Genomic DNA, 18,576 nt, shown 5'->3' on the forward strand with positions numbered 1-18,576 from the left:
AACAAACCATGGTGGCTACCCCCACTGCGCCTGCACTGCAGAGCACCAGTACCTATGTGATCGCTGATCTGGGTCTGGCTGATTTCGGCCGTAAGGAGATCGAGATTGCCGAGACCGAGATGCCCGGTCTGGTGGCTCTGCGCAGCAAGTACGGCGCTGAGCAGCCCCTCAAGGGTGCCCGCATTGCGGGTTCTCTGCATATGACGATTCAGACCGCCGTTCTGATCGAAACCCTGGTGGCTTTGGGCGCCGAAGTGCGCTGGGCCAGCTGCAACATCTTCTCCACCCAGGACCACGCAGCTGCTGCGATCGCTGCAGCTGGCATCCCCGTTTTCGCCTATAAGGGCGAGACCCTCGATGAGTACTGGGCCTTCACCCACCGCATCCTGGAGTGGGGCGACGGCGGTACTCCCAACATGATCCTCGATGACGGCGGCGATGCCACCGGCCTCGTGATCCTGGGCACCAAGGCCGAGAGCGATCTTTCTGTGCTGGATAACCCCAGCAACGAAGAAGAGACCGCGCTTTTCAACAGCATTCGCCAGAAGCTGGCTGCTCAGCCTGGCTTCTATTCCCGGATCAAGGCCCAGATCCAGGGTGTGACCGAAGAGACCACCACGGGTGTGGCCCGTCTCTATCAATTGCAGAAGAGCGGCGAGCTGCCCTTCCCCGCCATCAACGTCAACGACTCGGTCACCAAGAGCAAGTTCGACAACCTCTATGGCTGCCGCGAGTCCCTGGTGGACAGCATCAAGCGCGCCACCGACGTGATGGTGGCTGGCAAGGTCGCCCTGGTGCTCGGCTACGGCGACGTTGGCAAGGGTTCGGCCCAGTCCCTGCGTGGTCTTGGCGCCACCGTGATGATTGCCGAGATCGATCCGATCTGCGCCCTGCAGGCCGCGATGGAGGGCTATCGCGTCGTCCGTCTGGAAGACGTGGTTGCTGACGTTGACATCTTTGTCACCGCCACTGGTAACTTCCAGGTGATCCGCCATGAGCACCTGATCCAGATGAAGGATCAGGCGATCGTTTGCAACATCGGCCACTTCGATAACGAAATCGATGTTGCTTCTCTGAAGCAGTACACCTGGGAGAACATCAAGCCCCAGGTCGATCACATCACCCTGCCCAGCGGCAACAAGATCCTGCTGCTGGCCGAGGGTCGTCTGGTGAACCTGGGTTGTGCCACCGGCCACCCCAGCTTCGTGATGAGCAACTCCTTCACCAACCAGGTGCTGGCTCAGATCGAGCTGTTCACCAAGGGTGCTCAGTACGCCAAAGAGGTCTACGTGCTGCCCAAGCACCTCGATGAAATGGTGGCTCGCCTTCACCTCGAGAAGATCGGCGCCAAGCTCACTGAGCTCTCCGCTGAGCAGGCTGCTTACATCAACGTCCCTGTGCAAGGCCCTTACAAGCTCGAGCACTACCGCTACTGAGCCCGGATACAACAAAGCCCCTCAGCGTTGAGGGGCTTCTCTTGACACGGTCCGGTCCAATTCAGACCGGGCTTTTTTGTGCTCGTGTCCAGTCAGCTGGTGATCAGAACGGCACTTCTTCTTCGCTGGGGGCACCGGCACCGAAACCACCGCCGCCATAGCCATTGGCTTCGGCGTCACGCTTGGAGCCCAGGAGTTCGAGGCGATCGACGCGGACCACGGGTTTGCTGCGCTCTTCCCCGCTGTTGCGGTCCGTCCAGCGGTCCAGCTTGAAGCTGCCGATGATCCCCAGCAGGGAGCCTTTGCGGACGTAATCAGCGGCTACCTGGGCTTGCTTGCCCCAGATCTCCAGGTTGAACCAGTCGGGTTCGTCGTTGTTGCTGCGGCGGTTCACCGCAATGGTCAGGTTGGCGACCATGCTGCCGGACTCGAAGTAGCGCACTTCGGGGTCGCGGCCAGCCCGGCCGACCAGGGTCACGGAATTGACGCCCATGGCGTTCTCCTGCGTTTGCGTTGGATCAATGATGCAGTCCCCGGGAGGGGAGCTTCGAGGTGAGAGTTCCACCCTTTGCCCCGGATGCGTCACGGCTGCCGCAAAACCCCAGTGGCAGCTGGGTCTTGCAGGGTGTCAGATCGCAGGATCTACCTATGCTTTGACGGTATGGGGGGACGTCTGTGTTCTTCAAGCGTTTCCAGCTGTCCCGCGACATCGGCATTGATCTCGGGACGGCCAACACCCTGATGTACGTCTCCGGCAGGGGGATCGTTCTGCAGGAACCCTCCGTGGTCGCAATTGACCTTGAGCGAGGTGTGCCCCTGGCGGTGGGTGATGAGGCCAAGCTCATGCTGGGCCGCACCCCTGGAAACATTCGCGCGGTGCGTCCTTTGCGCGATGGCGTCATCGCTGACTTCGACGCCGCTGAACAGATGATCAAGACCTTCATTCAGAAAGGGAATGAGGGCCGCGGCATCGTGGCGCCCCGCTTGGTCATCGGCATCCCCAGTGGGGTGACCGGCGTGGAGCGCCGTGCGGTGCGCGAAGCCGGCTTGGCGGGGGCACGCAATGTTCATTTGATTGAAGAGCCCGTGGCGGCCGCGATTGGTGCGGGGCTACCCGTCACTGAGCCAGTGGGCACGATGATCGTCGATATCGGCGGTGGCACCACAGAGGTGGCCGTGCTGTCGCTGGGGGGAACGGTGCTCAGCGAGTCGGTGCGGGTCGCCGGCGATGAGCTCAGCGATTCGATCAGCACCTATCTCAAAAAGGTCCACAACCTGGTGGTTGGTGAGCGGACCGCCGAGGAGATCAAGATTCGGATTGGCTCGGCGTTCCCCGACGACGCCCACGACGAATCGACGATGGATGTCCGGGGCTTGCATCTGCTCTCGGGCTTGCCCCGCACGATTCCCGTGCGCGCCGGAGACATCCGCGAGGCCATGGCGGAGCCCCTCAACGTGATTGTCGAGGCGGTCAAACGCACCTTGGAGCGGACCCCGCCGGAGTTGGCCGCCGATATCGTCGACCGCGGCATCGTGCTGGCTGGCGGCGGTGCCTTGGTTCGCGGCATCACCGACCTGATCAGCCATGAGACCGGGATCCTGGTGCACATCGCCGACGACCCCTTGCTGTGTGTGGTCAACGGTTGCGGCCGGGTCATCGAGGACTACAAGGCCCTGGAGCGGGTGCTCGATACCCCTGACTTCAGCAGGCTGAGCGCGTGAAACCGATGGCTGGCCGCATCAACAAAGTCCTGCAGGCCTGGCCCTGGTGGCTCCTGCTGGCCGTGTTGGCTGGGGTTCGCCTCAGTAAGGGGGCGGGCGTGCTCGATACCTATGCCCTGCTGAGCCGTCCCTTTTGGCCAGGTCCCGCGCAGTCCGAATGGCTGCGCTCCGCCCAGCAGTTGGACCAGCAAACCCGGCTCCAACAGCTCGAGAGCGACAACGCCCGCTTGCGCGGGCTGATTGCTCTCGAGCAAGCCAAGGGCGCTCGCGTGTCGGCTCCGGTCATCTCCCGCCAGGCCTCCGGTTGGTGGCAGCAGTTGGAGTTGGGCAAGGGCAGCCTGCAGGGGGTGCGTGCTGGCTCGGCTGTTCTGGCTCCCGGGGGGCTGATTGGTCGTGTGGCCAGCGTCACCCCCACCACCGCCCGCGTGGCCCTGTTGACCAACAGCACCAGCCGCCTGGGGGTCTGGGTTCCGCGGGTTCAGCGCCATGGACTGTTGATTGGCGGCGACACGCCGCGGCCACGGCTGCAGTTCCTCGACAAGGACACGGGGGTGCGCCCTGGGGATGTGGTGACCACGTCGCCGGCCAGCACCTTGCTGCCCCCCAACCTCACGGTGGGTGTCGTTCAGAGCGTGGACGAGGAATTGGTGCCCGCCCCTGATGCCGTCGTACAGCTCAGCGCACCGATCGACGCGGTCGATTGGGTGCAGTTGGCGTCCCGTTAGCCATGGCTGGCTTGCACCGCCATGGCCTCAGCGTGGGCTCTGCCCTGGCCGTCCCGGCCTTGACCTTGCTGTCCCCGGGCTGGCTGAGCCTGGATGGCGTCTCCCCCAGTTGGGCGGTGCTGTGGCTGTTGCCCTGGGCCTTGGCGGATGGGCCGTTCTCAGGGGCGTTTGCAGGATTGGCGTTGGGGCTGCTGCTCGATGGCTTGCATATCGGCGATGTCAGCCAGTTGCCGGCCTTGGTTTTGCTGGGCTGGTGGTGGGGCCGGCTGGGCCGGCGGGGCAGTCCGATTGAGCGCAGCTTCAATTTGGGCCTGCTGGCCGCCCTGGGCAGCTTGTTGCTAGGTGGGAGCTTCCTGTTGCAGTGGCAGTTCCTTGGCGTTCTGCCGGAGGGTGGCTTGCAGCTGCTGGCTGCTCAGGCTTTGATCACGGCCTTGCTGGCACCTCTGATTTGTTCGCTGTTGCTGCTGCGTTGGCGAAAACTGCTCTCCGCCCGGGGATGAGGAGACCACAACGTCTGGCGGGTGCGTTGATGGCGGCCGTGGCTTTGGCAGGGGTTCTCGCGGCTTGTTCGCCGGCTCGGCGTCAGGCCACAGGGCGCCAACCCATCCAGTTTTGGACTTTGGATTTAGCCCCCAAGTTCAATGACTACCTCAATGACGTCATTGCCCGCTGGGAGCAGCAGAACCCTGGCTATGACGTGGTCTGGACGGATGTCCCCTGGGGCTCGGTCGAGCGGAAATTGCTGGCAGCGGTGTTCGCGCGCACGGCACCCGATGTGGTGAACCTGAACCCGCTTTTCGCCGCCAATTTGGCCAGCAAAGGTGGCCTGCAGCCCCTCGAGCCCTTGCTGGCCCAGGGCGCTTCAAAGACCTATCTGCCGCTGATCTGGCAGGCGGGCCAAAGCGCCGCGCCCGATGGCCAGCCGCAGCAGTTCGCCATTCCTTGGTATCTGACGGCCCGGATCACCCTGGCTAACACGCAGATCCTGAGCCAGGCCGGGTACGGCGCGCCGCCGCGTACCTGGGCTGAGGTGCCGGCCTACGCCGAAGCCGTGAAACGCCGCACCGGTCGCTACGCACTCTTTGTCACGGTCGTTCCCGAGGACTCCGCGGAACTGCTGGAGTCGCTGGTGCAGATGGGGGTGACGCTGTTGGACGAGCGTCAGCGGGCTTCCTTCAACACGCCGGCGGGGCGCCGGGCCTTTGCCTTTTGGAGCGATCTGTATCGCCGTGGCTTGCTGCCCCGCGAGGTGGTGAGTCAGGGCTACCGGCGTGCGATTGAGCTCTACCAAAGCGGTGAATTGGCCCAGGTGGGTAGCGGCGCGGAGTTCCTGCGCAGCATCCAAACCAATGCTCCCCAGGTGGCCGCGGCCACCCGTCCCTATCCGCCGCTGACCGGATCCAACGGCGCCGCCAATGTCGCGGTGATGACCCTGGCCATTCCCCGCCAGAGCAAGGTGGCTGAGCCGGCGACCCGCTTCGCCCTGTTCCTCACGGATGCCAGTAATCAAGCGCGCTTTGCTGAGCAGGCGCGGGTGCTGCCTTCGTCCATTGGGGCGCTGCAGCGGGTCCAGGAGACCTTGGAGGCTGAGGAACCGGCAACGCAGCCGGAGCGGTTGGTGCGTCAGGCCCGTTTGCTCTCCGCTCAAACCCTGTCCTCAGCGCGGGTTCTGGTGCCTGCCAGCCCTGGGGTAAAGCGTCTTCAGGCCATCGTTTACACCCAGCTTCAGCGGGCGATGTTGGGCCAGATCAGCAGCGACGCCGCCCTGGCGGAGGCAGAGCGTCAGTGGAACGCCTACGCGGCAGGACGTTGGCCCTAGTCCGACCTTGAGAAATGCTTAAGACTCGGCTCGCTTAGCTCAGGTCGCCTGCAAATGGCTATCGCCATCAGGGGTCTGAGAGTTAACGTTGCGCTTCTTCACGCTGTGTAGTGCATGCCGCTCGACGAGCAGCAACGACAGAGTGATGCCTCAGGGGATGGCTCCTTGGTCGAGGCTTCGTCAGAGCAGCGCGCCACCGTGATGGTGGTGGATGACGAACCTGCCGTGCGTCGGGTGCTGGTCATGCGTCTCCAGCTGGCTGGTTACAGGGTGATCTGCGCGGAAGACGGCGAAGAAGCACTGGCTCTGTTCCACAAAGAGCAGCCCGACTTGGTGGTGCTCGATGTGATGCTCCCGAAGCTCGATGGCTTCGCGGTTTGCCGCCGTTTGCGGGCTGAGTCCTGCGTTCCGATCATTTTCCTCTCGGCCCTGGACGCCATTGCCGAGCGGGTGGCCGGTTTGGATCTGGGGGCTGATGACTATCTGCCCAAGCCCTTTAGCCCGAAAGAGCTGGAGGCTCGGATTGCCACGATTCTGCGCCGTGTGGGCCGTGGTTCGGCCAACAACGAGCCCCGTGATGTTCCCGCCGGTCAGGGGGTGCTGCGGGTTGGTGATTTGGTGGTGGACACCAATCGCCGTCAGGTCACCCGCGATGGTGAGCGCATTGGTCTGACCTACACCGAATTCAGCCTGCTGGAGCTGCTGTTCCGGGAGCCCGGACGGGTGGTTCCCCGGGCCGAGATTCTCGAGCAGCTTTGGGGCTATCCGCCACGCCGTGCCGCTGACCTGCGGGTTGTGGACGTCTATGTGGCCCGTCTGCGGGGCAAGCTCGAGCCCGATCCCCGCAATCCGGAGTTGATCCTGACTGTGCGCGGTACGGGCTACGCCTCCCAGCGCATGGGCGAGAACGCCCCAATGGCGGCCGCCAGCTGATCCTGCAGGATGGCCGAACGCTGATTAATTCGGTCCCTTGTCTGAGCTGCGCGAGACCCGCCTCGAGAAAGGCAAGGCCCTAGCGGAGTTGGGCCAGGGTCCCTACGCCCTTCGCTTCGAGCCCAGCCACCGCACAGCTGAGCTGCAGACGGCCCACGCGGACTTGCCCAACGGCGAAGAAAGGGTCGTGGCCGTTGCCGTGGCTGGCCGGGTGATGACGCGCCGGGTCATGGGCAAGCTCGCCTTTTTCACCCTGGCCGATGAGACCGGTCCGATCCAGCTCTTTATTGAGAAGTCCACCCTTGGAGACGCCTTTGGCCACCTGACCTCCTTGGTGGATGCCGGCGACCTGATTGGGGTCAGCGGCAGCCTGCGCCGCACCGATCGGGGTGAGCTGTCAGTGAAGGTCAAGGACTGGCAGATGCTCAGCAAGAGCCTGCAGCCTTTGCCCGACAAGTGGCACGGCCTGGCCGATGTGGAGAAGCGCTATCGCCAGCGCTATCTCGACCTGATCGTTTCTCCCGATACCCGGGAAACCTTCCGCCGCCGGGCCGTGGCGGTTAGTGCAATCCGCCGCTGGCTCGATGAGCGGGGCTTCCTTGAGATTGAAACCCCGGTGCTGCAAAGCGTTCCCGGTGGTGCCGATGCCCGTCCCTTCGAAACCCACCACAACGCCCTGGATCTTCCGCTGACCCTGCGGATCGCCACCGAATTGCACCTCAAGCGCCTCGTGGTCGGTGGCTTTGAGCGGGTCTACGAGCTGGGCCGGATCTTCCGCAACGAAGGCATCAGCACGCGCCACAACCCTGAGTTCACCTCGATTGAGGTGTATCAGGCCTATGCCGATTACAACGACATGATGGATCTCACGGAGCAATTGATTGCTCACGTGTGCCAGCAGGTCTGCGGCACGACCCGCATCACTTACCAGGGCACGGAGATTGACCTGACTCCCCCCTGGCGCCGGTCAACGATGCACGAGCTGGTGCTCGACGCGACGGGCCTCGACTTCAGCAGCTTCACCAGCCGGGCTGAGGCGGCAGAGGCGATGAAAGCCCAGGGCTTGGCTGTGCCAGAGCTGGCTGACTCCGTGGGCCGTCTGCTGGTGGAAGCCTTCGATCAGAAGGTCGAGAGCACCTTGATCCAGCCCACCTTTGTCATCGATTACCCGGTTGAGAACTCACCGTTGGCGCGGGCCCACCGCAGCAAGCCGGGCCTGGTGGAGCGCTTTGAGTTGTTCATCGTTGGCCGTGAAACTGCCAATGCCTTCAGCGAATTGATCGATCCGGTCGATCAGCGTCAGCGGCTCGAATCCCAGATGGCCCGCAAAGCAGCCGGCGACGACGAAGCCCAGGAGGTGGACGAGGATTTCATTCATGCCCTGGAGGTGGGCATGCCCCCCACAGGTGGCCTCGGCATTGGCATTGACCGTCTGGTGATGCTGCTCACCGACAGCCCATCCATCCGGGATGTGATCGCTTTCCCACTGCTGCGTCCTGAGGCGCGATCAGGCGCAGTGCCGCCTGCAATGGGATAATCGAACCTAGTAGGCAATCTCCCCCATTCGGGGGCTCGAGATTCGATGAGTGGCGAACGCGTCGGCTTCCGCTTTAAGCATGCAGATGCTGTGGTGAAGCGCAATCCCCAGGGCCGCTCCCGCCGGGGCTGGGTGATGGAGCCGGTGGAGCAAACCACCAGCCGCGGCACCAAGATGCCCGCTTACCGGATTCGCTGGCGCGACAGTGAGCGCCCTGAGATCGTGCTGCAGCACATGCTGATCGCCGATCCCGACCCCACTCCCCCGCCCGAGGGTGTGAGCTTGGTTCCCCCCGAACCCAAGAAGTGATCTGGCAAGGCCCCGCTTCAGGGGCCTTTTTCATGCCCAGCCCTTGAGGCGATAGAGCACCAGCCCTAGGTGTTCCTTGAGGGCCACGCTGCTCAGGTAAAGCGCTCCTGCATCGGGCAGGAGGTCTTGGACCACGGAGCCTGGGGTGGGGCGCCCCAAGCGTTGGCGCTCCGGCAGCAGGAAATCACAGGCCACGGGGATCACCTGGAGGCCGCTGCGCCTCTCAAACGTGGCCAGCGAGCGGGGCAGGTGAAAGGCGCTGGTCACCAGCAGCACCGTCGTCCAGCCCTGTTTCTTGGCGAGTTGGCCAATGTCGCGGGCTTCCTCGGCCGTGGTTTTCGAGAGGGGGTTGGGCAGGATCCGCTCACTTGGCACCCCGAGTTCCTCGGCGAGCACCTTGGCGGAGAAGGCTTCCGCGGGGGCGGGATCAGCCGCGGTGAAGCTGATCTGGGCGCCGCTCGTCACCAGGGTGCCCGCCTTGTTCTGGCGCATCAGCCGCACCCCGGTCAGCAGGCGATCTCCCCCTTCTTTCACTTCGACGTCCCGCCTAGGCGGAATCGCGGGCCACAGACCCCCACCCAGCACGACGACGGCGTCGGCGTTGGGGATCGCCTTTGGTGTGAGCGCCGCCGCCCGCTCCTCCAAGCCCCAGATCAACTGCCGGCTGGTGACTGGCATGGCAAACAGCCAAACCATGGCGATGCCCGAGGCCCCCAGCGCTCGGCTCAATTTGGGTTTGCGGCCACTGCCGAGCCCGGCGAGTTGCAGCAGCAACCCCAGGCCCAGGGGATAGACCAGCAGCGGCAGCAATTTGGAGAGCAGAAACCCCATCAGAGCCCCCGTCGCCGGCGCAGTTCTTCAAGGGCCTGTTCCGTTTCAAAGCGGGCCCAGGCCGAATCCAGGTCCTCGCTGCGCGGGGCTGGCTGGTGCAGGTCTTGGCCGATGGCTTCCAGCCGCTGCCAGAGCCCCCGGCCCTGCTCCATCAGTTGTTCAAGGTGCTCCCGTGCCCGTTTGCTCAGGTCGTGGGCACCAGCGGCCTGCGCTTTTTTCGTCCGATCTTGCCACTGTTTGATCTCTGCAGCGAGCTCCAGCAGCTGGCGCCGCAGCTGGGCGGCCTCATTCAGCTGGTCTTGCCGGAGCCGCTCGCTCTGTTCGGGATGGGACCTGAGGAAACTCTCGAGCTGCTGCTCGAGTTTTTGCTCTAGCTCATCCCACCAGGACCAGGAACTCACGCCGATGGGGGCCGGGTGATCAGGGGCGCTTCGATCTCCTCCTGCAGGGGGGTGATCGCCGCCTCCCGCGAGCGCAGCAGCAACTGGGTGAGCCGGGCGATGGCGCCCTCCCCGAGGTTCTGCGTGGTTAGTTGTTCGAAGGCTTCGCCGTAGAGCTCCTCGAGCCGTTCAATCAGGCCTTCCCGCAGTTCCCGGGAGGCTCGCCGCTGATCTTCCCTCGCCATCGCACGTCCTTGAGGGCGCTCAGTCTGCCTGCTTCAGCAGGTGCAGCGATAGGTCATTGCGGGGATCACTCCAACGGGCCTCGCTAGCCCAGCCCGCCCGAGAGGCCAGGGCGAGGAAAGCCTCGGGGCTGTATTTGTGGCTCGTTTCGGTGGTCAAGGCCTCCCCTTTGGCGAAGTGCCAGGTTTGGCCGCAGGCCTGCACCGTTTGCTCCCGCTGGCTGATCAGGGTCATTTCGATGTGGCTGGCCTCGGGGACCCAGCGGGCTTGGTAGCGGAACTGATCGAGGTCGAAGTCACTGCCCAGATCGCGGTTCAACCGCTGCAGCAGGTTGAGGGCGAAGCGGGCTGAGACACCGGCTGCGTCGTCGTAGGCCGCCTCAAGCCGCTCGGTTGCCTTGGGTTGATCGATGCCAATCAGCAGGGTTCCGCCGGGACCCAGCAGACGCCGAAATTGCCGCAGTAGTGCCTCAGCGGCGGCGGTGGTGAAGTTCCCCAGGGAGCTGCCGGGGAAGAAACCCAGACGCCGCTGATGCTTCAGCAAGGGGTGGCTTGGCAGCTGCTCCAGTTGGCTGTAGTCGCAGCAGATGCCCAGCATTGGTACGCCTGGATGGTCCTGTTGGAGGCGCGTGCAGGCCTCGGCGAGATGGTCCGCACTGATGTCGAGGGCGACGTAGGCCGGCTGCTGCATGGCCTGGAGCAGCGGTCCGACCTTGCGGGCGCTGCCGGCTCCGAATTCCACCAGGGTGCCCTCCCCCAGGGCCGCGGCCATGGCCATCGCCTGGTCTTGGAGGAGGGCGGTTTCGGTCTTGGTCAGGCTGTATTCCGGCTGCTGGCAAATCAGGTCGAACAGGCGCGAGCCTTCTGCGTCGTAGAGAAACCAGGCTGGCAATTGCTTGGGGGTTTGACTCAGGCCCTCGATCACCAGCTGCTGCATGTCTGCCGCGGCGGGATGGAGATCGAGCAGTTCGGGGACGCCGCTGCGTTGCAGGGTGCTGGTCATGGCTTGCCCCCCATCGCCAGTCGAATCCCGCTGGCCATCCAACGGCTGTTGGGCGGGTAGAAGTTGCGGTAGGTCAGACGTTCGTGGCCAGCGGGCGTTAAAAAGCAGCTGCCCCGAAGCACGAACTGCGAGCTCATGAATTTGCCGTTGTATTCACCAATGGCCCCTGCTGCTGGTGCAAAGCCTGGATAGGGCCGGTAGGGGCTGCCGGTCCATTGCCATAGGCAGCCGAACACCTGTTCCAGCTCGCCGCTGCCTGCCGCCAGTTCCCATTCGGCTTCCTCGGGTAGGCGGGCCCCAGCCCAGCGGGCGTAGGCATCGGCCTCAAACCAACTGATGTGTCTGACGGGGGCACCCAGATGGCGTGCCCTCCGGCCGGCGAGGCTGAACTCCCAGTCGCCGCGCCAATAGCGCGGGGCTTGCCAGCCACGTTCTTGCACCAGGGCCCAGCCCTCACTCATCCAGAGGTCGGCGCGCTGGTATCCCCCGTCGGCGATGAAGGCGGCGTAGTCGCCATTGCTCACCAGCCCTTGGCTGAGGGCGAAGGGCTCCAGCCAGATCCGGTGCCTGGGGGCTTCGTTGTCGAAGTGGAACGAGCCGGAGGCGGGCTCGAGGCCGATCTCCACGAGGCCGCCTTCGAAGCTGTGCCAGCCCTTGGGACTCGGGCTGCCCCAGCTGGCGTCGTAGGCCGCTTCGGGGAGGGGGTTGGCGGCGGGTTCCAGGGGATTGCGGCTGAAGCCGTCCAAGAGATCCATCAACAACAGCTCCTGGTGTTGCTGCTCGTGCTGCAGCCCCAGCTCCACCAGGGCTGCCGGGAGGTGATCCAGTTCGGCCATCAGGGCGCCCGTCACCCGCTGGCGCCAGGCCAGCACTTCAGCAATCGAGGGCCGGCTCAACAGGCCTCGCTCCGGCCTGGGGTGCCGTTCGCCAATGGCTTCGTAGTAGCTGTTGAACAGGTAGCGCCAACGGCTGTCGGCGCAGGTGTAGTTCTCCAGCTCGCTCAGCAGGAACTCTTCGAAAAACCAGGTGGTGTGCGCCAGATGCCATTTCGCTGGACTCGCGTCCGGCATCCCCTGCAGGCAGAGGTCCTCCGGTTCCAGTCCCTCGATCAAGGTCTCTGTTGCACGGCGAATCTCCTGCAGCCGCGGCATCACGGCGGCAGCTGCGGTCGACACCATCCCAACGGCTTCTGCTGAGCGGACCCTAGAAGCTCAACCCTGCTGCATCAACGCTTCTACGATCCCCGTAACGCAGGAACGGGCATGGGCGCCAGCACTCCGGGGATTGCATCCGGCTTCGTCGGTGCAGTGGGCCAGACCCCGCTCATTCGTCTGAACGCCCTGAGTGCCTTGACCGGTTGCGAGATCCTCGGCAAGGCGGAGTTCATGAACCCTGGCGGCTCCGTTAAGGACCGGGCGGCCCTGGGGATTCTGTTGGAGGCCGAAGAGCAGGGTCTGCTCAAGCCCGGCGGCACCGTGGTCGAGGGCACGGCGGGCAACACCGGGATTGGCCTGACGCACCTCTGCAATGCCCGCGGTTACCGGGCGGTGATCGTGATCCCGGAGACCCAATCCGCAGAGAAGATCGGTCTGTTGCGCAGCCTGGGGGCCGAGGTCCGCACCGTTCCCGCCGTTCCCTACAAGGACCCCAACAACTACGTCCGCCTCTCGGGCCGCATTGCCGAGGAGATTCCCGGCGCGGTGTGGGCGAATCAGTTCGACAACCTCGCCAACCGCCGCGCCCACTACCGGACCACGGGGCCGGAGATTTGGGAGCAAACCGGCGGCCAGGTGGATGCGTGGGTTGCAGCTACCGGCACAGGTGGGACCTATGCCGGTGTGGCCCTGTATTTAAAGGAGCAAAAGCCCCAACTCCGCTGTGTCTTGGCCGATCCCCACGGCAGTGCCCTCTACAGCTGGGCCACCAGCGGTGAACTCAGCAGCGAAGGCAACTCCATCACCGAGGGCATCGGCAACAGCCGCGTGACTGCGAACCTGGAGGGTGCCCCGGTGGATGACGCCGTTCGCATCCACGATCAGGACGCGCTGCAGACCATCTACGACCTGCTCTGGCAGGAGGGTCTGTTCCTCGGCGGCTCCGTTGGCATCAACGTTGCGGCCGCCGTTGAGACGGCCCGCAGGATGGGTCCCGGGCACACCATCGTCACGGTCCTCTGCGATAGCGGCGATCGCTATCGGTCACGGCTTTATGACGGTGAGTGGCTCAAGGGCAAAGGTCTGGATCAACCTGAGCGCGCGGCCTGATCCACGCTGGTGGAAGACGATCCGAGCACGGGTGTTGTTGAGCCGGGAGCGCTGATCGGCGGTCGCTATCGCTTGGAGCGATCCCTCGCGGATCACCGCTGGCTGGCCCTGGATCAGGCGGCTGCCGATGCGAAGACCCATCTCACCGTCTTCAGTGACCTGACGGATGCGCAGCGGGAGGAGTTGAGCAAGCGCTGGCTTCAGCTTCAGGGGGTCTTGCATCCCCAGCTGCCTCGCTTTGCTGATCTGATCAGCACCGGTGAGGCCCTCTGGCTGCCGCGCCCCTGGCAGGAAGGGGAGAGCCTGCAGGCCTTGCTCGATGCCGGTGAGACCTTCTCGCTCGAGGACGTCTTGGAGTTGCTGCGCCAGCTCCTGCCAGTGCTCTCGCTGTTGCACAGCCAGCGCCTCTCCTGCGTGAATTGGTCACCGGCTCAAATCCTGAGGCGAGCCGCGGATGGGCTGCCCGTCCCCCTGGCCCTGGAGCAGATAGCCCCCTGGGATCCCCAGCGGGATCTCCTCTCCCTCGCGGATTTGGCTCAGGACTTACTGGGTGATCAGGCCGCGGCCGCCTTCGCGTCCATGGGGCCGCTCCAGGCCTTGAGTAGCGATCGGCCGGAGTTGCGTTTCCCCTCGGCGGCAGCGGCCCTAGCGGCGTTCCAACAGTTCACGCCCACTGTCGCTTCACCAGCACCACCTCCGGTGGTGCGGCATTCGACACCCTCCAGGCGGCGAAAACGGAAGCAGGAACAGGACGCGGAAGGACGGCTCTGGCCAGTGGTGCTTGCGTTGGTGATCGCGGCGCTGGTGGGCACGGCTGTGGGCTGGTTGCTGTTGAGCCGGGGCAAGGTCACGGGCCCAACGGCGCTACCGAGTTTTCGATTGCGCTCGAGTTTGCCGGCGGCGGAGATCAATCAGCGGGAGCAGCTGCTGAATCGCCTGCGGGCCTTGCAGGTGGATCGGCGCTGGTTCCTCAAGTTGGTGGATGCCAGCTTGCTGGAGCGAGGTGGTCGGCTGCCCTCTGCAAGCCAAGCCGATGCACCCCTACGCAAGGTCTGGAGTGAATTGGCTGAAGATTGGTTGAGCCGCGTGGAGCAGCTGCCCCTGCAGTTGCGCCCGCGCTTGGGCAACCTGACCGCCACGGATTGGAATCGTCGCCAGCAGGGCCTCGTGGCCCAGGGGCTCAGCCCAGAGGTGGTGAAGAAGCTGGTCTCCGGTAGTGCCCTGAACCTGCTGAGCGGCCCTCAGGCTGCTGAGATTCCTGCGGAGCCCTTTCGGCAGCTCTGGTACGCCGCCGCCGAACAGGCCCTGGGCAACCTGCAGATCGAGTTGATCAAGGGGAAGCGCAACAGCACTCAAACCGTCTCCGCATGGGTCCCGGCCGGTGGTGCCCGGGTGTTCCCGATTCAGGTTCCGTCGGCCAGTCGATTGGTCCTGGGGGTGAGGGGATCTCCCTTGATGCAGATGAGCGTCTTTGCTGCCGATGGGCAGCTACTGGAAGCCCGCGGCCCGCTACGGGTGGTGAGCTTGGGCGAGGTCAAACGCTCCCCGGTTCAGGTCTTGGTCAGCAACGATGGCTTGTCGTCGGCGAGCTTGACGCTGTCCTTGCGCGTTGACCCGACTCAGTAGCGGGCGATTGCTTTTTTGGCGTCCTTGATGTCCTGCTTGCGCCGCTCCTCCTGACGCTTGTCATGGAGCTTGCGTCCCTTCCCGAGGCCAATGGTGGCTTTGATCCAGGACCCCTTGAGATGGATGTTGAGCGGGATCAAGGTGAGGCCCTTCTGATCCACGGCGATGCGCAGTTTGTCGATCTCATTGCGGTGAGCCAGGAGACGACGGGTCCTGAGGGGCTCGTGATTGAAGTAGGCGCCGGCGTGGGTGTGGGGAGAGATGTGGACGTTGTGCAGTTGCAGCTCCCCTTTGCGGATCAGGCAGAAGCCATCCCGCAGGTTCACCTGGCCAGCCCGGATGGACTTGACCTCGGTGCCCATCAGCTCAACGCCGCACTCCAGGGTTTCGAGAATTTCGTATTGATGCCTTGCGAAGCGGTTGTCCGCTATCAGCTTGTTTGCGGCATCCCGAAGGGCCTTGGCGTTCTTTTTGCCCCCGCCCTTGGCCATGGCGCTGTGATCCAGGTGCACCGACCCTAGGGATGGACCTGCTGGCCGGTGGCCGTCCGCTGCCGATACCCTCGGGCGATGGCCATCGTCTCTTCGGGATCAACAGCGCCGCGCGAGCCGGCCCCGAGGTTGGTGAATCCTGCCGTGAGCGAGCAAGAGAAGCCGCTGCAGCGGGAGGATTCCCTGAGGCCCAAGCAGTTGGCCGACTACATCGGCCAAAGCGAGCTCAAGCAGGTTCTTGGGATCGCGATTGAGGCCACCCGGGCTAGGGATGAAGCCCTGGATCATGTGTTGCTCTACGGCCCCCCCGGGTTGGGGAAGACCACGATGGCGATGGTCTTGGCGGAGGAGTTGGGGGTGCGTTGCCGCATCACCAGTGCCCCGGCGTTGGAGCGCCCCCGCGACATCGTTGGCTTGCTGGTGAATCTGCAGCCCCGGGAGCTGCTGTTTATCGATGAGATTCACCGCCTGACCCGGGTCGCCGAAGAATTGCTCTATCCGGCGATGGAAGACTTTCGCCTTGATCTCACCGTCGGTAAGGGCACGACGGCTCGGACCCGAACGATCCCCTTGGCTCCCTTCACCTTGGTGGGGGCGACGACGCGGGCGGGTTCCTTGAGTTCACCGCTGCGGGATCGCTTCGGTCTGATCCAGCGGCTGGAGTTTTACGGGCTGGAGGATCTCCAGGCGATCGTGCAGCGGGCAGCTGGTTTGCTTCAAATCGACTTGGCGCAAGAGGCGGCCTTAGAGGTGGCTCGCCGCTGCAGGGGCACCCCGCGGATCGCGAATCGCCTGCTGCGTCGGGTGCGCGATGTCGCTTCCGTGGGTGGCCATGCGCGGGTGAGCGCCGAGTTGGTGCAGCAGGCCTTGAGCCTGCACCGGGTGGATGGCCGCGGCTTGGATGCCAGCGACCGGCGCCTGTTGGACCTGCTCCACAGCGGCTATGGCGGCGGACCGGTGGGCCTCGACACCCTCGCGGCTGGCTTGGGGGAAGACCCCGTCACCCTGGAATCGGTGGTGGAGCCGTTCCTGTTGCAGCAGGGTCTGTTGCAGCGCACCCCCCGCGGGCGCGTCATTACTCAGGCCGGCATTGATCACCTGCAGGATCAAGCGGCATGACGGCACTGTTCGCGGTCCTGTTGGCGGTGCAGCTGAGCCTGCCCCAACTCTTTGACCAGGCCCTGACGGCCAGTCGTGAGGGGGCCTTCCCCCAGGCGCTCGACCTATGGAATCAGGTGCTCGAGTTGGCTCCGGAGGATGCGGCGGCTTGGAGCAATCGCGGCAACATCCAGCTGGCCCTCGGGGATCCCGAAGCGGCCATTGCCGATCAGTCCAAAGCGATGGAGCTCGATCCCAGCAACGCTGATCCCCACCTGAACCGCGGCACCGCCGAAGAAGCCCTGCAGCAGTGGGACGCCGCTGAAGCCGATTACCGCTGGATCCTCGAGCGTGGCCTGGATGCTTCAGCTCTCTACAACCTGGGCAATGTCCAGGGCTCCAAAGGCGATTGGCAGCAGGCCCGCGACAGTTTTGACCAGGCCTCCCAGGAACGTCCCGGCTTTGCGATGGCGCGCTCCAGTACGGCCCTGGCTGACTTTCAACTGGGGGATTTGGACCGGGCTGAGAAGGAGTTGCGCAACATCATTCGCCGCTATCCCCTCTTTGCTGATGCCAGGGCGGCTTTGACGGCCTTGCTCTGGCGCAAGGGCGAATCGGGAGAAGCCGAGAGCCATTGGGCCTCAGCGGCGGGCTTGGATCCGCGCTATCGCCAGCCAGAATGGCTTTTAGAAATTCGGCGCTGGCCGCCGGTTCCGACCCAAGCCCTGTCTGACTTTTTGGCCCTGAGCAGCTGATGCCCGATCTGCTCTCCCGCGATCAGCTCAAGGCGGAGGTCCAGGCCGCCCAGCAGGAGCTCCTGGCCATTCGGCGGCATCTGCATGCCCATCCGGAACTCAGCGGCAACGAGCATCAGACCGCCGCGTTGGTGGCCGGCGAACTGCGCAAGCTGGGGTGGCGAGTGCAGGAAGGCGTCGGCCGCACGGGGGTCATGGCGGAATTGGGCTCAGGCAGTGGTCCTTTGGTGGCCCTGCGGGTGGATATGGACGCGTTGCCGGTGGAGGAGCGCACGGGCCTGCCCTATGCGTCCCTGCATCAGGGTTTGATGCATGCCTGCGGCCACGACATCCACACCACTGTTGGCTTAGGGGTGGCACGGATCCTGGGTCCTCTGGCCGAGCATCTGGGCGGCACGGTGCGTTTGCTGTTTCAGCCGGCGGAAGAGACCGCGCAAGGGGCGGCCTGGATGGTCGCCGACGGGGCGATGCAGGGGGTGGATGCCCTGTTTGGGGTGCATGTTTTCCCGAGCCTGCCGGTGGGCACGATTGGCGTGCGTAGCGGCAGCCTGACCGCAGCCGCCGGGGAGTTGGAGGTGGAGGTCTTGGGCGAGGGTGGCCATGGGGCCCGTCCCCACCAGAGCACCGATGCCATCTGGATTGCGGCGCGGGTGGTGAGTGGCTTGCAGGAGGCGATCAGTCGCCGTCTGGATGCGCTGCATCCAGTGGTGGTCAGTTTTGGGCGGATTGAAGGGGGTAAGGCCTTCAATGTGATCGCGGATCACGTGCGCTTGCTGGGCACGGTCCGTTGTTTGGACCTGGAGTTGCACGCCCAGCTGCCGGGTTGGATTGAGGAGACCGTGCAGGCCATTTGTAAGGGCTATGGCGGCGAGGCCCGCGTCCGTTACCGCTGCATTTCTCCGCCGGTCCATAACGACGCCGAGCTGACGCAGCTGCTGGCGGATGAGGCCGTGGCACTGCTGGGACACCCCCAGGTGGAGTGGCTCGAGCAGCCGTCTTTGGGGGCTGAGGACTTTGCTGAGCTGCAGCGCGAGACCCCCAGCACAATGTTCCGCTTGGGGGTGGCTGGCCCCAATGGCTGCACCCCCCTGCACAGCAACACCTTTGCTGCCGATGAAGCCTCGGTGAGGGTGGGCGTTGAGGTGTTGAGCGCGAGCCTGCTGCGTTGGTTGGAGCGGGCTGCGGCATGACGCCTATCAGCCGATTGGGGCGAGATCTGCTGGCGTGCTCCACGCTGCTGTTGGTGGTGCTGGGGCTGCTCGGAGTCCTGCTCCGCCAGGGTCCTGATCGCCTGCAGGCACTGCCTGCCCTGTTGATTGGCTTGGCCCTGCTGTTGCAGAGCGCTTGGAGTTGGCGTCGCCGGCGCCGGGCAATTCTCAGCATCCTGAGGGACCAGCAATAGAGG

The 18,576-nt window shown here is 64.5% G+C and carries 21 protein-coding genes; 14 read left to right on the top strand and 7 right to left on the bottom strand.

What is annotated here, in order from left to right; all coding sequences use genetic code 11:
* Positions 1-8: 8 nt before the first annotated feature.
* Positions 9-1,436 carry an adenosylhomocysteinase gene (gene ahcY / locus ACLM42_RS11540; RefSeq protein ID WP_415400178.1) on the top strand — a complete coding sequence of 476 codons (1,428 nt, stop codon included), beginning with the start codon at positions 9-11 and terminating at the stop codon, positions 1,434-1,436.
* A gap of 103 nt (positions 1,437-1,539) precedes the next feature.
* Here the strand turns inward: ahcY and ACLM42_RS11545 are convergent, their stop codons facing one another.
* On the bottom strand, positions 1,540-1,929 hold the full coding sequence (locus tag ACLM42_RS11545; protein ID WP_415399187.1) for a single-stranded DNA-binding protein: 390 nt from the start codon (positions 1,927-1,929) through the stop codon (positions 1,540-1,542).
* A gap of 182 nt (positions 1,930-2,111) precedes the next feature.
* On the opposite strand from ACLM42_RS11545, the gene ACLM42_RS11550 reads away from it, so the two are divergent.
* The 7 genes from ACLM42_RS11550 to ACLM42_RS11580 all read left to right on the top strand — a co-directional run bounded on the left by ACLM42_RS11550 (position 2,112) and on the right by ACLM42_RS11580 (position 8,481).
* Positions 2,112-3,158 carry a rod shape-determining protein gene (locus tag ACLM42_RS11550; RefSeq protein WP_415399188.1) on the top strand — a complete coding sequence of 349 codons (1,047 nt, stop codon included), beginning with the start codon at positions 2,112-2,114 and terminating at the stop codon, positions 3,156-3,158.
* A gap of 5 nt (positions 3,159-3,163) precedes the next feature.
* Positions 3,164-3,883, top strand: a complete 720-nt coding sequence (gene mreC, locus ACLM42_RS11555) for a rod shape-determining protein MreC (RefSeq protein WP_415399189.1) — start codon at positions 3,164-3,166, stop codon at positions 3,881-3,883.
* 2 nt (positions 3,884-3,885) lie between these two features.
* Positions 3,886-4,383, top strand: a complete 498-nt coding sequence (locus ACLM42_RS11560) for a rod shape-determining protein MreD (RefSeq protein ID WP_415399190.1) — start codon at positions 3,886-3,888, stop codon at positions 4,381-4,383.
* Positions 4,380-5,702 (top strand): ABC transporter substrate-binding protein, encoded by a 1,323-nt coding sequence (locus tag ACLM42_RS11565; RefSeq protein WP_415399191.1) that lies wholly within the window; start codon positions 4,380-4,382, stop codon positions 5,700-5,702. The genes ACLM42_RS11560 and ACLM42_RS11565 overlap by 4 nt, the downstream gene beginning before the upstream one ends.
* A 114-nt stretch (positions 5,703-5,816) precedes the next feature.
* Positions 5,817-6,635 carry a response regulator transcription factor RpaB gene (gene rpaB, locus ACLM42_RS11570; RefSeq protein ID WP_415399192.1) on the top strand — a complete coding sequence of 273 codons (819 nt, stop codon included), beginning with the start codon at positions 5,817-5,819 and terminating at the stop codon, positions 6,633-6,635.
* Positions 6,636-6,672: 37 nt separating this feature from the next.
* Positions 6,673-8,172, top strand: a complete 1,500-nt coding sequence (gene lysS, locus ACLM42_RS11575) for a lysine--tRNA ligase (RefSeq protein WP_415399193.1) — start codon at positions 6,673-6,675, stop codon at positions 8,170-8,172.
* A 45-nt stretch (positions 8,173-8,217) separates the two neighbouring features.
* Complete coding sequence (locus ACLM42_RS11580; RefSeq protein ID WP_010314125.1) at positions 8,218-8,481, top strand: hypothetical protein; 264 nt, start codon at positions 8,218-8,220, stop codon at positions 8,479-8,481.
* Positions 8,482-8,511: 30 nt separating this feature from the next.
* Here ACLM42_RS11580 and ACLM42_RS11585 read toward each other — a convergent pair whose 3' ends face one another.
* The 5 genes from ACLM42_RS11585 to egtB are packed head-to-tail and all read right to left on the bottom strand — an operon-like array spanning position 8,512 to position 12,115.
* Complete coding sequence (locus tag ACLM42_RS11585; protein WP_415399194.1) at positions 8,512-9,312, bottom strand: YdcF family protein; 801 nt, start codon at positions 9,310-9,312, stop codon at positions 8,512-8,514.
* Positions 9,312-9,713 (bottom strand): hypothetical protein, encoded by a 402-nt coding sequence (locus tag ACLM42_RS11590; protein ID WP_415399195.1) that lies wholly within the window; start codon positions 9,711-9,713, stop codon positions 9,312-9,314. Before ACLM42_RS11590 ends, ACLM42_RS11585 begins: the two co-directional genes overlap by 1 nt.
* Positions 9,710-9,937: a hercynine metabolism small protein gene (locus ACLM42_RS11595; protein WP_185186541.1), complete on the bottom strand. Its 228-nt coding sequence runs from the start codon at positions 9,935-9,937 to the stop codon at positions 9,710-9,712. Before ACLM42_RS11595 ends, ACLM42_RS11590 begins: the two co-directional genes overlap by 4 nt.
* A 19-nt stretch (positions 9,938-9,956) precedes the next feature.
* Positions 9,957-10,937, bottom strand: a complete 981-nt coding sequence (egtD, locus tag ACLM42_RS11600) for an L-histidine N(alpha)-methyltransferase (RefSeq protein WP_415399196.1) — start codon at positions 10,935-10,937, stop codon at positions 9,957-9,959.
* Entirely contained in the window at positions 10,934-12,115 is a 1,182-nt protein-coding gene (egtB, locus tag ACLM42_RS11605) for an ergothioneine biosynthesis protein EgtB (protein ID WP_415399197.1), read from the bottom strand. Before egtB ends, egtD begins: the two co-directional genes overlap by 4 nt.
* A gap of 84 nt (positions 12,116-12,199) precedes the next feature.
* On the opposite strand from egtB, the gene ACLM42_RS11610 reads away from it, so the two are divergent.
* Positions 12,200-13,201, top strand: coding sequence for a cysteine synthase A (locus ACLM42_RS11610; protein WP_415399198.1), 1,002 nt, complete (start codon positions 12,200-12,202; stop codon positions 13,199-13,201).
* Positions 13,202-13,210: 9 nt separating this feature from the next.
* Positions 13,211-14,827, top strand: a complete 1,617-nt coding sequence (locus tag ACLM42_RS11615; protein WP_415399199.1) for a serine/threonine protein kinase — start codon at positions 13,211-13,213, stop codon at positions 14,825-14,827.
* Here the strand turns inward: ACLM42_RS11615 and smpB are convergent.
* Complete coding sequence (gene smpB, locus ACLM42_RS11620; RefSeq protein ID WP_415399200.1) at positions 14,821-15,318, bottom strand: SsrA-binding protein SmpB; 498 nt, start codon at positions 15,316-15,318, stop codon at positions 14,821-14,823. The two genes, ACLM42_RS11615 and smpB, sit on opposite strands and share 7 nt — an antisense overlap.
* 78 nt (positions 15,319-15,396) lie before the next feature.
* On the opposite strand from smpB, the gene ruvB reads away from it, so the two are divergent.
* The 4 genes from ruvB to ACLM42_RS11640 are packed head-to-tail and all read left to right on the top strand — an operon-like array spanning position 15,397 to position 18,573.
* Positions 15,397-16,437 carry a Holliday junction branch migration DNA helicase RuvB gene (ruvB, locus tag ACLM42_RS11625; protein ID WP_415399201.1) on the top strand — a complete coding sequence of 347 codons (1,041 nt, stop codon included), beginning with the start codon at positions 15,397-15,399 and terminating at the stop codon, positions 16,435-16,437.
* Positions 16,434-17,171, top strand: a complete 738-nt coding sequence (locus ACLM42_RS11630) for a tetratricopeptide repeat protein (RefSeq protein ID WP_415399202.1) — start codon at positions 16,434-16,436, stop codon at positions 17,169-17,171. The genes ruvB and ACLM42_RS11630 overlap by 4 nt, the downstream gene beginning before the upstream one ends.
* Entirely contained in the window at positions 17,171-18,361 is a 1,191-nt protein-coding gene (locus ACLM42_RS11635) for an amidohydrolase (protein WP_415399203.1), read from the top strand. The genes ACLM42_RS11630 and ACLM42_RS11635 overlap by 1 nt, the downstream gene beginning before the upstream one ends.
* The gene (locus tag ACLM42_RS11640; protein ID WP_247909776.1) at positions 18,358-18,573 is read left to right on the top strand and encodes a DUF3188 domain-containing protein; all 216 of its coding nucleotides are present in this window, start codon (positions 18,358-18,360) and stop codon (positions 18,571-18,573) included. The genes ACLM42_RS11635 and ACLM42_RS11640 overlap by 4 nt, the downstream gene beginning before the upstream one ends.
* Positions 18,574-18,576: the final 3 nt, after the last annotated feature.

The sequence above is a fragment of the Synechococcus sp. W4D4 genome (genome assembly GCF_047716805.1).
Taxonomy (GTDB): Bacteria; Cyanobacteriota; Cyanobacteriia; order PCC-6307; family Cyanobiaceae; genus Vulcanococcus.